General features: G+C 37.4%; 13 protein-coding genes, 2 pseudogenes and 1 other annotated feature. Of the genes and pseudogenes, 14 read left to right on the top strand and 1 reads right to left on the bottom strand.

Annotated elements, in window-relative coordinates:
- Positions 1 to 218 precede the first annotated feature (218 nt).
- Positions 219 to 429: a binding site (T-box leader), on the top strand.
- 169 nt (positions 430 to 598) lie between these two features.
- The 6 genes and pseudogenes from proB to V7024_RS20835 all read left to right on the top strand — a co-directional run bounded on the left by proB (position 599) and on the right by V7024_RS20835 (position 4,256).
- Entirely contained in the window at positions 599 to 1,702 is a 1,104-nt protein-coding gene (proB, locus tag V7024_RS20810) for a glutamate 5-kinase (protein WP_438824491.1), read from the top strand.
- A gap of 199 nt (positions 1,703 to 1,901) precedes the next feature.
- Positions 1,902 to 3,149: a glutamate-5-semialdehyde dehydrogenase gene (locus tag V7024_RS20815; protein WP_335523443.1), complete on the top strand. Its 1,248-nt coding sequence runs from the start codon at positions 1,902 to 1,904 to the stop codon at positions 3,147 to 3,149.
- 79 nt (positions 3,150 to 3,228) lie between these two features.
- Positions 3,229 to 3,354 (top strand): annotated as a pseudogene (locus V7024_RS20820) (helix-turn-helix domain-containing protein); the annotation flags it as partial.
- 156 nt (positions 3,355 to 3,510) lie between these two features.
- Entirely contained in the window at positions 3,511 to 3,636 is a 126-nt protein-coding gene (locus V7024_RS20825) for a hypothetical protein (RefSeq protein WP_268865113.1), read from the top strand.
- 65 nt (positions 3,637 to 3,701) lie between these two features.
- Positions 3,702 to 3,791 (top strand): annotated as a pseudogene (locus V7024_RS20830) (spore gernimation protein GerA); the annotation flags it as partial.
- A 90-nt stretch (positions 3,792 to 3,881) separates the two neighbouring features.
- Complete coding sequence (locus V7024_RS20835) at positions 3,882 to 4,256, top strand: nucleotide excision repair endonuclease (RefSeq protein WP_098917694.1); 375 nt, start codon at positions 3,882 to 3,884, stop codon at positions 4,254 to 4,256.
- Positions 4,257 to 4,325: 69 nt separating this feature from the next.
- Here V7024_RS20835 and V7024_RS20840 read toward each other — a convergent pair whose 3' ends face one another.
- Entirely contained in the window at positions 4,326 to 4,736 is a 411-nt protein-coding gene (locus V7024_RS20840; protein ID WP_335523448.1) for a VOC family protein, read from the bottom strand.
- A gap of 194 nt (positions 4,737 to 4,930) precedes the next feature.
- Between V7024_RS20840 and V7024_RS20845 the strand changes: the two genes are divergently transcribed.
- The 8 genes from V7024_RS20845 (at position 4,931) to V7024_RS20880 (ending at position 12,333) form a co-directional block, all read left to right on the top strand.
- The gene (locus tag V7024_RS20845; RefSeq protein WP_335523450.1) at positions 4,931 to 5,710 is read left to right on the top strand and encodes an undecaprenyl-diphosphate phosphatase; all 780 of its coding nucleotides are present in this window, start codon (positions 4,931 to 4,933) and stop codon (positions 5,708 to 5,710) included.
- Between the two features lie 131 nt (positions 5,711 to 5,841).
- The gene (locus tag V7024_RS20850) at positions 5,842 to 6,570 is read left to right on the top strand and encodes an RNA-guided endonuclease InsQ/TnpB family protein (protein WP_438824492.1); all 729 of its coding nucleotides are present in this window, start codon (positions 5,842 to 5,844) and stop codon (positions 6,568 to 6,570) included.
- A 31-nt stretch (positions 6,571 to 6,601) separates the two neighbouring features.
- A complete protein-coding gene (locus V7024_RS20855) occupies positions 6,602 to 6,766 on the top strand; it encodes a hypothetical protein (protein ID WP_335523454.1) in 165 nt (54 codons plus the stop codon).
- A gap of 116 nt (positions 6,767 to 6,882) precedes the next feature.
- On the top strand, positions 6,883 to 8,202 hold the full coding sequence (locus V7024_RS20860) for an NAD(P)/FAD-dependent oxidoreductase (RefSeq protein WP_335523456.1): 1,320 nt from the start codon (positions 6,883 to 6,885) through the stop codon (positions 8,200 to 8,202).
- A 77-nt stretch (positions 8,203 to 8,279) separates the two neighbouring features.
- Complete coding sequence (locus V7024_RS20865; protein ID WP_335523458.1) at positions 8,280 to 8,780, top strand: GNAT family N-acetyltransferase; 501 nt, start codon at positions 8,280 to 8,282, stop codon at positions 8,778 to 8,780.
- Between the two features lie 22 nt (positions 8,781 to 8,802).
- Complete coding sequence (locus V7024_RS20870) at positions 8,803 to 9,324, top strand: YfiT family bacillithiol transferase (protein ID WP_335523465.1); 522 nt, start codon at positions 8,803 to 8,805, stop codon at positions 9,322 to 9,324.
- A gap of 117 nt (positions 9,325 to 9,441) precedes the next feature.
- Positions 9,442 to 10,320, top strand: a complete 879-nt coding sequence (locus V7024_RS20875; RefSeq protein WP_335523460.1) for a pentapeptide repeat-containing protein — start codon at positions 9,442 to 9,444, stop codon at positions 10,318 to 10,320.
- Positions 10,321 to 10,665: 345 nt separating this feature from the next.
- Positions 10,666 to 12,333: a ribonuclease J gene (locus V7024_RS20880; RefSeq protein ID WP_438824493.1), complete on the top strand. Its 1,668-nt coding sequence runs from the start codon at positions 10,666 to 10,668 to the stop codon at positions 12,331 to 12,333.
- Positions 12,334 to 12,381: the final 48 nt, after the last annotated feature.

The raw sequence follows: 12,381 nt of genomic DNA on the forward strand, positions 1-12,381 counted from the left end.
ATAAAGTATAGTTATATCAACGTTTTTCTCCTTTGAGAACGTCGTCATAGTAAGGGGGTGTAGTCCTTATCGTGCAATTTTCTTAGAGTAGTTTTGTAATCTGTAATATCCTAAATGCTCCATTTATTAACAGGAATTAAACTTGTCGTCTTCCTTATTTTCTAAAATATCTCTTGACATAAAAATGCGTTATATTGCATACTATATAAAAATTAAAGTGAAAATCGTTGAAGGGAACTAGTACATATGTCTTCTTGCACAAGAGAGTGGAATCCGCAGGCTGAAAGATTCCTCGTATAGAAATTATCGAACCTATCCCTGAGTCTTAAACGAAAGTTTAGGCGTATGCCTGCGTTACAGGCGACAAGCGGATATAGATTTATATCAATGAAGGTGGTACCGCGGAACAAAGACCGTTTCGTCCTTTTTTTAAGGGCGGAGCGGTCTTTTTTATTTGGCTCTTTATTGCGAGATAGGCATCATTAGTGAGGGATTCTTTGCTGCAAATTGCACGTGGTAGAAAAATAGTTTGTCTCCATTTGAAAAAGAAGCAGCACAATGTACAAAAAACTTTTATTTTAGACTAGGGGATACAAAAGTGAAAAAACAACGAATTGTCGTAAAAATTGGAAGCAGTTCCTTGGCAGCAAATCATGGCGGCATCTCTGGCGAACAGCTTTCAGATCACGTCGCCGCCTTGGCGCGACTGAAGCAGGAAGGACATGAAATCGTGCTGATTACATCTGGGGCCGTCGCCGCAGGTTTTTCCGCTCTCGGGTATCCCGGCCGAACCGTGACAATTAAAGGGAAGCAGGCTGCCGCCGCTGTCGGACAAAGTCTGTTAATGCAGGCCTATACGGAGGAATTCCGCAAATATGGGATTGTTACCGCGCAGCTTCTGCTGACAAGAAGCGATTTTTCTAGAAAAGAACAATACAGCAATGCCTACGCCACTTTAGCGGAGCTATTAAACCGCTCCGCTCTTCCTATAATCAACGAGAACGATTCCATTTCTTTGGAGGAGCTGACGTTTGGTGATAATGACATGCTGTCAGCTTTAGTAAGCGGGCTTGTCTCGGCGGATATGCTCATGATTTTTACGGATGTGAACGGTTTGTATGACCGGAATCCCCAGAAAAATCCGGACGCGAAAAAGTATTACTTTCTCCCTGCCGTTACGGAAGAAATCGCCTCTCTTGCTGGAGATGCTGGCTCAAAACTTGGTACCGGCGGCATGAAATCGAAAATCGATGCGGCAAAGACGGCACTATCTCTCGGTGTGAGTGTATTCATCGGAACAGGACGTGGACGGGAGAAGTTTTTAGATGTTTTGAAGGGTAAAGGTGATGGAACGTATATCGGCAATACGCCTCAAAAAGTGATCAAGATAAACAAGCAATGGATCGCGCTACATTCGCTTGTCAGCGGACAAATTGAAGTGGATGCCGGAGCAGCCGCTGCCATCATTCAGCGTGGAAAAAGTCTTCTGCCTGCCGGTGTTACCGATGTGTTTGGGATCTTTCAAGTCGGCGAAGTCGTGGAGGTCATCACAGAGCAAGGAGGCGTGATAGGGAAAGGACAGTGCAGATATAGTGCAGAGGAATTGCGAGAGCTAAAAGGTATGCAGAGCCATGACATTCAAGTGCGAGGCGAAAGGAATAGCTACGAGGTCATTCATAGGGATAATTGGGTTTCATTTTAAGAATTGAGAGATGGATCGTTCAAGTGAAGAACACAGGGGCTTCTGTCCTAAAAGGCGCTATTTGTCTTTTTTCGTTCTAAGCGTCTGATGGATTCAACTAACATCTATGTAGGAGTGTTTTGGATGGTAGTGCCTAGTTGGCGGAACTGGACACGTCTCAAATGTTATACTTTTTAATCTTTAAAAGGGGGAAACGAAAATGAATGAAGTGTTGGCAAAGGGACAAAAAGCGAAAAAGATTGCAGGAGAGCTTGTGACCAAATCGACTAATGAAAAAAATAAGGCACTGGTGGCTGTCGTTGAGCAATTGATAGTAGAGACATCCTATATTTTGGAGGAGAACAAACGGGATATCGAACAAGGTAAAGCGAAAGGAATGTCTGCCTCTCTCCTCGACCGCCTCATGCTGAATGAACAGCGCATTATTGATATGACAGAGGGTATCCGGCAGCTGATTGATTTGCGCGATCCTGTCGGAGAATGTGTAGCTGCATGGGAACGGCCGAATGGATTGTCTATTCGGGAGATGCGCGTGCCGCTCGGTGTTGTCGGGATGATTTACGAGGCGCGTCCGAACGTGACGGTAGATGCGGCCACAATTTGCTTGAAAACAGGTAATGCAGCGATCTTGCGTGGTAGTTCTTCCGCCGCTTATTCCAATAAAGCCATCGTCGCTGTCATTCATCGTGCGCTTAAAGAAACGAGCTTGCCTCCAGAAAGCGTACAGCTCATTGAAGACAATTCACGAGACAGCGCAAAGCAGCTGTTTACATTGAACGAGTACTTGGATGTTCTTATTCCAAGAGGTGGCAAGCAGTTGATAGATACTGTAGTGAGAGAAGCGTCTGTTCCTGTATTGGAAACAGGTGCGGGAAATTGTCACATTTTCATTGATGAAACAGCGGATAAACAGATGGCATTCGATATTATCGTAAACGCCAAAACACAGCGTCCGTCTGTATGCAATGCTATTGAAACAATTATACTTCACGAGAATTGGGCGCAGCGATTCGGTACCGAGCTGTTTTCTTTCTTGAAGGAAAGAGGAGTGGAGCTGCGTGGAGATAAGAAAGCATTGGCAATTGATTCTTCTCTTGTACCCGCTTCAGAAGAAGACTGGGAAACAGAGTTTTTGTCTCTTACGCTGGCAGTCAAAATTGTTTCCTCTGTTGAAGAAGCGATTCGCCACATCAATGCTTATGGCTCCATGCATTCCGAAGCAATCATTACAGAGAACGAGGAAAACGTCAGCAAGTTTTTCACGTCCGTTGATGCTGCAGCGCTCTATCATAATGCTTCGACCCGCTTTACTGATGGTTTTGAATTTGGCTTCGGCGCAGAAATAGGCATCAGCACGCAAAAGCTGCACGCGCGGGGACCGATGGGGCTATCTGCATTGACTTCCACAAAATATGTGATTCGTGGGAATGGGCAGATTCGGGGATAAGAAGTAGAAGGACAGATGCAAAGCCCCTTTTATTTTATGAGATGGGACCTGCGGCATCTGGTGAAAATTTGGTTACTGTATCAGGCGTAGCTTACTTCTAATCTATCCAAATAAGAAACAAGAAACATTAATTGCTAAAACGATTGGTTACAGTCGCTTTGTATTCAATTTCTTATTGAGCGAATGGATGAGTTTAGTTAAAGAAGAAAATCAAATCGCATAGCCTACAAAAAAGAAAGCAAACTAAAATCGTGGGTGCCGATAACGAAAAAATATTACTCCACGATCTTTATATAGCGTATTTATTATGGTTGGCATCCTTGAAGGAATAATTAAATCAAACTACAAGGGTGGTGAAAAAATGGTTAAAAATAAGAATAATCAATTTAAGAATAATAAAAATGCTCTACCAAAAGCAGATGTAGAATTTGTAGGAGAAAATGGACTTGAAAAAATAGCATTAAGAGCTCAAAAAAAATCAAAATAAGTAAACAATATGGGGCAGTAAATCTGTCCCTCAAAATTAACCTGATGTTTTTAAGAGATACTAAAATGAATGTTTCTAAGACCGGAGATTCTATTCATCAAATAATTCGTGAGTTTTCATTGAAAAGAGAGAGCCCTTTGTTCAGCTCACATATATTATATATACATGGGATAACATTATAATGGTTTTTTTTACATAATTGTGATACTATTTTCCTTTATAACAAAAAAAGGACGTGACATATAGTGATCAAAATTGAGATACCAGCAGTGGACGTTACGATTACAGAGCGTAAACAAGTAATAAAAGGTGATGAACCAATAATTACTCCGATTAATGGATTTATTGACTTCCATCTGATTCCAAGAGATAAAGGCGGCATTTTTATGTTTTATAATATTAATGATGAGCTGCTATTCGTTGGAAAAGCACGTAAATTACGTCAAAGAATTAAAAAGCATTTTGAAGATAATGTTTCACCGATCAAAGCATACAGAGATGAAGTATATCGAATTGATGCATGTATCGTAGAAGATCCGATGGAACGAGAAATTTACGAAACATATATTATTAATGAACTTCAAGCGAAATATAATGTAGATAAAGTATTTTTTAAATAAAAAATTAAAAAAGTAAAATGACCTCGGCATAATGCCTGAGGTCATTTTATTTTTCATTTATTTGCAAAGTTAGTTTTTCGGAAGATTTAGCTGCCAAGAAACGCCATACTTATCTTGAACCCAACCGAATTTCGCACTCCAGGGAGAATTAATTAGTGGCATTAAAATAGCGCCATCTTGAGATAACTTATCAAAAACTCGATCAATTTCTTCTTCCGTATCACAAGTGACAAACAATGACATAGCGGGTGTAAATTTATGTACATCTTTATTACTATTATCAATGCACATAAATCGTTGTCCTTTTAATGAAAATGTAGCATGTAACACAGTTCCTTCTTCGCCAGCTTCGTTCGCTCCGTACCGAGAAATACTTATGATTTCTGATTGATCAAATATAGAAGTGTAATGATTCATTGCTTCCTCGGCTGTTCCCCGGAACATTAAAAACGTAGTAATTTTTTGACTTGAATTTTCCATTTCCAATTCACTCCTTTAATAATTTTTAACCCTATAAAACGAACGTACATTCTTGTGTATGCATTTATATTATCTTTAAGAGTTCGCGATTGTCAATTGTTATGCAATATAACAACCTATTAAAAACGAATAATGTTACATAACTAAAAATTACAAACATATACTGGTACAAGCAAACTTGAAAGGAGACAATCATGAATTGGTTAGAAGCCTTTATTTTAGGAATTATTCAAGGATTAACGGAATTTTTGCCAATTAGTAGTACTGGTCATTTGTATCTAGGGAGACACCTTTTTGCTTTAGATGAGGCAGGGCTTTTTTTAGATACGATGCTACATATAGGGACGTTAGTAGCCGTTTTCATTTATTATAAAAAAGAATTTCTGTATTTAATGAAAAATCCGTTTTCAAAGTTAACGTATTTATTAATGATCGGAACAATCCCCGCAGTAGTAATTGGGTTATTGTTTAAAGATTTCTTTGAAGAGATCTCAAAAACGGGTATTACAATCGGATGGGAATTTTTAGTGACCGGTTTATTTTTATATATGGCAGAGAATCAAAAAAGCGGACGGAAGAAGATGGGCGATATTACATATAAAGACGCATTTATTATCGGTTCATTTCAAGCAGTTGCAATTTTTCCGGCAATTTCAAGATCAGGTATGACGATTGTTGCTGCTTTATGGAGAAAGTTAGACCGTGAAACAGCAGCTTATTTTTCATTTTTATTATCGACACCTGCAATTGTTGGAGCAATTATCTTACAGTCACTTGATGTTTTTCAAGGGAAAGCAGAAGCAATCTCTAATACTTCACTTATCGTTGGTACGATATCGGCAGCTTTCTTTGGATATATTGCAGTTTCCTGGTTGATTCAATATTTAAAACGTCATTCTCTAAAAATGTTTGCGTATTATGTATGGGCTCTTGGCATTTTAATTCTTACTTTACAATTTACCGGTGTATTTTAACATAATTCTAAAATAATTCTCCTTCTACAAGGAATGAGAAGGATGAAGCACAATGAGTAGGGAGGTAATGAAATTTGGTTGGCGTAAGCTAAAGGAATGAAAAAGGAATTTCCTAAACTTTTCTAAAAGAAATACCTTCTCAGCCTTTGCAAGAAGTTTTTGTACGTCTAAAAAAAGCGTTTGATTATTTCTTTCGTAAAGATGCAAAGTATCCAAAACAGAAAAAGTATAAAGACTACAATAGTATGACGTTTCCCCAATTTGGATTCAAACCAAACGGAAAGCATCGTTATGCCATGTCTTTTTCTGATAATGGTAAGTTATACAATAAAAAATTAGGAGAAATAGATATACTACTTCATAGACCACTCGGAGGAACAATCAAGCAACTGATTCTAAAACGTCAAGGGAAAAGATGGTACGCTATTTTCTGTGTCGAAAGACAAGTGGTACCATCTGATATCGATACCAATCGTGCGATAGGAATTGACGTGGGATTACATAAGTATGCCGTTCTTTCTAATGGTTTAGAGTTTGAAAACCCTAGATTTCTCCGTGAAAAAGAAAAACAACTCAAGAAAGCACAGCGAAAACTTTCTAAGAAGAAAAAAGGTTCTGCTAACTTTATAAAACAAGTCGAGCGTGTTCGTAAGCTACATGAAAAAGTAGCGAACCAGCGCAGAGATTTTCTTCATAAACTCAGTTACAATCTAGCGAAAGAGTCTATAAACTGTAGGGCAGAGTTATGTCCGAACAGTATAATCTACGCCTGTGGAGACTGTGTAAGACGCGGTGGGACACCCCACTATGCAACGGTCTATGAAACAGGAAGCCCCTTCTTCAATCAGATCGTAAGGTAGATAAGGAGGGGTTATTCACGGGAGGAAGACTATGAAAAAATATGGGCAAGCAGTAAGTTTATTTTATGGCGGATTTTTTATGTTTGGCCTAGCCGTGGGAACTTTATTAGAAAAGCCTAACATTGGGATTTTTGTTGGGATTGCTTGTGGATTATTTACGCATGCAGTACTTGTTATGAAGGATAAAAATGAATGAAATCCTCGCTGAAAATTAAAATCTTGTATTTGAGTTATGATACAGGATTTTTAAAATTTTTCATAGATTGTATTGTTTAAGAGGTATAACGTGAATAACATTCAGGAGGTAATGTATTGGAGACTGCAATTGTAATTGGAGGAAGCGTTGCTGGGAAACTTACTGCAAAAGCTTTATCACATTATTTTCAGCAAGTAATCGTTTTAGAAATGGGAGAAGAATGGACAGAAAAGACACCTAGAAAGAGACTTCCGCAAAGTTATCATCCTCATGTTTTGTTAAAAGGTGGAGAAGAAGCAATTGAGAAATTATTTCCTAGCATTACGGAGCAATTAATTGAAGATGGAGGTATTGTAAATAATTTTACGGGAGATTTAAGGTGGCATCATTTTGGTTTATGGAAGCAACCTTTTGTTGGAGAATTAAAAATGGTCCAACAGAGTCGTCCGATGCTTGAGTGGCATTTGCAAAGGCGGATTAATCAAGTTTCTAATATTAGAACGAAATATGAAACAAAGGTGAATCGGTTGCTAATTGATAAGCAGCAGAACAAAATTGTCGGAGTAAAAACACAATGTTTGAAAACAGGAAAAGAAGAGGAATTTCATGCAGATGTAGTTGTTGATGCAAGCGGATTTGGTTCTAAAAATATAGAATGGTTACAAACACATGGTATAGAAGTGAAAGAAGAAAAAGTATGGATCCAGTTATTTTATGCAACTAAATTAGTCTGCCTAAAACAGAAAGAACGTTTGGACTGGTGTAATTTACTTGTTTCTCCTAGTTTCCCTGAAAACCCTTATGGTGCATTTATTCAAACTATTGAAGACAATCGTTATTTTGTAACGTTAAGTGGTTACGCCGATGAGTGTCCGCCTCAAACTGATAAAGAATTTCTTATCTTTGCTCATAAGCTACCTATTCCAGATGTACTTGGTTTTCTTACAAAAGCAGAATCTATTACAGATATAAAAATACATAAAATCCCTTGCCAAGTGCGGCGGCGTTTTGATTTAGCGAGAAATATGCCAGAAGGTTTCTTAGTAATTGGTGATGCTCATTGCCGTTTTGATCCTGTATTTGGACAAGGAATGTCTGTTGCGGCGATGGAAGCAGTAGAATTGCAGCGATGCCTTCAGCAAGGCAGTCCGCTAAAAAAAGGATTCACTAGAAAATTTTATAAGCGAATAGCCAAGATTATTGCAACGCCGTGGCAAATGACTACTACAGAATCATTTCGTCATCCTAAGATTAGAGGAGTTAAACCTTTTATGCAGCCATTTCAACAGTGGTATACGAAAAAAATCTATCAACTTTCCGCAAGCAATCCAGAAATTTATATTCGATTAGTACGAGTTATGAATCTCATACGTAGTCCCTTACACCTTTTTCATCCAAAAGTACTGTTTGCTGTATTTACGAGCCGAAGAAAATAATCGTTCCTCAGCAGGATTTTATGACTAAATAGCAAAATGTATATAGTTGATAGATTTGGAAAAGGAATGATTAATGGATGGAACTCTATATAGAAAAGTTAAAGGAACAAGATGCACAGGAATTATTTGCTTTTGAATGTAGTAATAGGGACTTCTTCGAAAAGACGGTGCCAAGCCGCGGTGAGGAATACTATACATTTGAAACCTTTAAAAAGATATTTTATGAATTATTACAAGAGCAATGTAAAGGTATTTCATATTTTCATCTCATTAGAAATGATGAAGGAACAATTGTTGGACGAATTAATTTAGTAGACCTTGAGAAAGATAAAGAATTGGGGTATCTTGGATATAGAATAGGAGAAAAATATGCTGGAAAAGGTATTGCTACTAAAGGCGTAAAACTCCTTTTAAAAGAAGTCGCAAATTATCACGTTATGGAAGTTCTTGCGAAAACAACAACTGATAATATTGCTTCTCAAAAAGTATTAAAAAAGAACCATTTTTCATGTATCTTAATTGATGAAAACGCACCTCATACTGATTTTATCCATTATGTTTGGAGACATACTAACTAAAATAAAAAAGGAGAGCAATACAATTATGGACTTACGTTATCCGATCGGTCATTTTACTTATGAAGAAACGATTACACATGAAACAATTGAAAATTGGATAAAGCAAATTGAAAACCTTCCTACTGAATTAACGCAAGCAATAAAAAACTTAAATACAACTCAGCTCGATACGCCGTATCGTCCTGGCGGATGGACAGTGCGTCAAGTTGTTCATCATATTGCAGATAGTCATATGAATAGTTATATTCGTTTTAAATTGGCACTGACAGAACATACTCCTACAATTAAACCGTATATGGAAGAGAAATGGGCGGACCTTCCTGATTCTGAGCTTCCGGTAGATGTGTCTTTATCACTTTTAGAATCATTACATAAACGATGGGTTACTTTACTGCAATCGATGAAACTTAGTGATTTTGAAAAGACGTTTCATCATCCTGAATCAGGGGCCAATAAATTAGGTGTAACGATTGGACTTTATGCATGGCACGGTCGCCATCATACTGCGCATATTACTTCTCTTCGTGATCGATTAGGATGGTAATAGGTTTAGAGATTATAAATTAGGCAATTGAAATAATTAATAACATAACCATTTTTTTAAACAATGAATCAACAAATTATAAATTACATTCATATAAGGGACATGGAAACAAGGGAGATGCACATATTGTTTGAGAAACAGAATGATTTAAATGTAAAATATGATACTAGTTTTAATAGTTTGCGCGCTGACTGCGAGAACTGCTTCGGCTTATGTTGCGTTGCACTGCCTTTTGCAGCTTCGGCAGATTTTGCAATTGATAAAGACGGTGGAACGCCATGCAAAAATCTTCAATCGGATTTTCGGTGCAGCATTCATAAAAATCTTAGACAACAGGGGTTTAAGGGATGTACTGTTTTTGAATGCTTCGGTGCAGGTCAAAAAGTTTCGCAAGTGACCTTTGGGGGCGTTGATTGGAAAGAAAACCAAGAAACGGCGAAAAAAATGTTCAATGTGTTCCCGATTATGCAGCAACTTCATGAGATGCTCTCGTATTTGACGGAAGCATTGACGTTGAAAGCGACTCTTCCGATTCACAGAGAGCTTAGACGCTCACTTGATGAAACAGAACGATTTTCGCAACTTAGTCCCGATTTACTTTTAGAACTAGACGTTCCATCACACCGAGCGAATGTAAATGAGTTCCTTTTAAAGACAAGCGAACTCGTGTGGATAGAATCAAGTCGTCAGAGCAAGGGGAGCAAAAAAAGAAAGAGAATTAACCATCGAAGCGCTATTCTTATGGGTGCCAATCTTAAAGGCGCGGATCTTAGAGGTGCTAACTTAAGAGGAGCATACTTGATTGCGGCTAACCTTCGCGGTGCAGATATGCGAGCAGCTGACTTAATCGGTGCAGATTTACGAGATGCAGATCTTAGCGGAGCAGATCTCACAGAGAGTATCTTTCTTACTCAAGTGCAGATAAATTCGGCGAAGGGTGATGCTCGTACAAAATTACCTCGCTTGCTTTCTCGTCCGGCACATTGGTCTGTTTAAGATAAAAAACGAATAAATCAAAATTAAAAAGATCCTATTTCTCGTTTTTATAAATGAGAGATGGGATCTTTTTAAATAATTATACAACGGCGTTCCAAAAGAGAAAAAGGTGAGTAGAATAACTACTTTAGTAAATATCAGTACTAATATTTTATGCTGCTTTTAGTTAAAACTAACAAGGAAACCCTTGCGAAGATGTATACCAAACTCTTGTGCAATCTCATATTTCATTTAATCAATGTTTGTTTCACTACAAAATAGAATAACATGTACTTAGATAGGTTAATGATAAAAAAGAACTTCATATACACTTAAATGGTTAAAAGGAGGATTTTGATCTTGGATATGGCAGAAAATACATTATCTATCTTTGCTTTAGGCGGTGTAAATGAAATAGGGAAAAATATGTATGTAATACAATATGCAGACGATATAGCCATTATTGATTGCGGTTCCAAGTTCCCTGATGAAAGTTTATTAGGAATTGATTTAATCATCCCAGATATTACATACTTGCAGGAAAATAAAGATAAGATCCGAGCGTTAGTCGTAACACATGGACATGAAGATCATATTGGCGGTATTCCATATTTATTAAAACAATTGAATGTGCCAATTTATGCAACTCGTTTAACGCTAGGCTTAATTGAAGTTAAATTAAAAGAACATGGACTGCGAAATGAAACAGATGTATTTGTTATTGATTCTGAATCGTTAATTGAACTTGGACAAATAAGTCTTACTTTTTTCAAAACGAATCACAGCATTCCAGACTGTCTTGGCATTGTTTTTCATACGCCAGAAGGTACAGTAGTACACACAGGGGATTTCAAGTTTGATTTGACTCCAATCAATAATCAATATCCTGATATCCATAAAATGGCGAAAATTGGAGAAAGCGGTGTCTTAGCTTTACTCTCTGAAAGTACAAATGCAGAACGGTCTGGTTTTACACCATCAGAACGATTAGTCGGTGACCATATTGAAGAGGCATTTTTCAAAGCACATAGAAAAGTAATTATTTCAACCTTTGCTTCTAATGTTAATCGCGTACAGCAAGTGGTAGACGCTGCCATTAAAACAAATCGAAAACTCGCTTTGCTCGGAAGGAGTATGGTAAATGTAGTATCTGTCGCATTAGAACAAGGATATTTGAATATTCCAGAGGGAATGTTAATTGAAGCACATGAAATTAATCAAATGGATCCAGAAAAAGTAGCTATTCTTTGTACAGGTAGCCAAGGTGAACCGATGGCTGTTTTAGCTCGTTTAGCTAGCGGAAGCTATAGACAGGTAGATATTCTGCCTGAAGATACTGTTATTATCGCTGCGACTCCCATACCAGGGAATGAACGAAATGTATCACGTATTGTAGACAACTTATTTTTATTAGGAGCTAATGTGATTTATGGATCAGGAAGTTCAACAGGGATGCACGTTTCTGGACATGCTTATCAAGAAGAATTGAAGTTAATGCTTACTTTAATGAAGCCAAAATATTTCATTCCGATTCATGGAGAATTTAGAATGTTACATCATCATCGCCTTTTAGCAGAATCCGTTGGTGTAAAGAAAGATAATATTTTTGTTATGAATAATGGTGATGTTGTTGATATAAGAAACCAAGTGGCTTATCAATCTAGACGAATACCTGCAGGAAATGTATATGTAGATGGATTAGGTATCGGAGATGTTGGAAATATTATTTTACGTGACCGCAAACAACTTTCTGAGGATGGGATGCTTGTTATAGTCGTAACGCTTAGTAAATCAGAAGGAAAAATGATTTCTAATCCGGATATTATTTCGCGCGGATTTGTATATGTGCGTGATTCGGAAGACATTTTAAAAGAAATTAATCAATTAGTTACAACAACAGTTAATAATATACAAAGGACAAATATTATCAATTGGAATGTTCTAAAAAAACATATAAGAGAAGCGCTTGGGCGATTTTTATACGAACAGACAAAAAGAAAACCAATGATTCTTCCTATAATCATTGAAATTTAAATAAATTCTTTATTTCACGGTAGGGAATAGATAAAGATGATTGAATAC

Origin of the sequence: Bacillus sp. JJ864, assembly GCF_036963045.1 — a bacterium.
Classification (GTDB): domain Bacteria; phylum Bacillota; class Bacilli; order Bacillales; family Bacillaceae_G; genus Bacillus_A; species Bacillus_A pseudomycoides_C.

Bases quoted from the DNA above. Each gene is read 5' to 3' on its own strand.
- V7024_RS20815 (WP_335523443.1), top strand. From the start codon at position 1,902: ATGAATGAAGTGTTGGCAAAGGGACAAAAAGCGAAAAAGATTGCAGGA.
- V7024_RS20825 (WP_268865113.1), top strand. From the start codon at position 3,511: ATGGTTAAAAATAAGAATAATCAATTTAAGAATAATAAAAATGCTCTA.
- V7024_RS20840 (WP_335523448.1), bottom strand. From the start codon at position 4,736: ATGGAAAATTCAAGTCAAAAAATTACTACGTTTTTAATGTTCCGGGGA.
- V7024_RS20845 (WP_335523450.1), top strand. From the start codon at position 4,931: ATGAATTGGTTAGAAGCCTTTATTTTAGGAATTATTCAAGGATTAACG.
- V7024_RS20855 (WP_335523454.1), top strand. From the start codon at position 6,602: ATGAAAAAATATGGGCAAGCAGTAAGTTTATTTTATGGCGGATTTTTT.
- V7024_RS20865 (WP_335523458.1), top strand. From the start codon at position 8,280: ATGGAACTCTATATAGAAAAGTTAAAGGAACAAGATGCACAGGAATTA.
- V7024_RS20875 (WP_335523460.1), top strand. From the start codon at position 9,442: ATGCACATATTGTTTGAGAAACAGAATGATTTAAATGTAAAATATGAT.
- V7024_RS20880 (WP_438824493.1), top strand. From the start codon at position 10,666: ATGGCAGAAAATACATTATCTATCTTTGCTTTAGGCGGTGTAAATGAA.